This is a genomic window from Allomuricauda sp. M10 (genome assembly GCF_020782875.1).
Taxonomy (GTDB): domain Bacteria; phylum Bacteroidota; class Bacteroidia; order Flavobacteriales; family Flavobacteriaceae; genus Flagellimonas.
Map to the genome: position 1 here is coordinate 1 of NZ_JAJGBN010000021.1, position 292 is coordinate 292.

1 pseudogene is annotated in these 292 nt (G+C 50.0%); it reads right to left on the minus strand.

From position 1 onward, the window contains the following. Nucleotides 1-292, minus strand: a pseudogene (locus tag LKX84_RS17895) (hypothetical protein); the annotation flags it as partial.

A 292-nucleotide genomic window follows, 5' to 3' on the forward strand; every position in this document is an offset into this window, starting at 1 on the left:
GTTGAAGGCAGAAAGGTCTACGCTACCGCCGTCTTCCAAAGTCAAAGTGTTACCGCTCAAGCTCAGTGCTTGGTCATCGGTATTGTCCAAGTACCCGCTCAAGTCAACATTGCCGCCATCTTCCAAAGTCAAGGTGTTGCCGCTCAAGCTCAATGCTTGGTCATCGGTGTTCACACCTGAAATGTCAATTGTGTTTCCTTCGGAAATGGTCAGATCCGAACCTGAAATGCTCAAAGTCTGGTCATCCGTATCGGTGTCGATGGAACTGATGTCGATGGTGTTGCCACCGGTG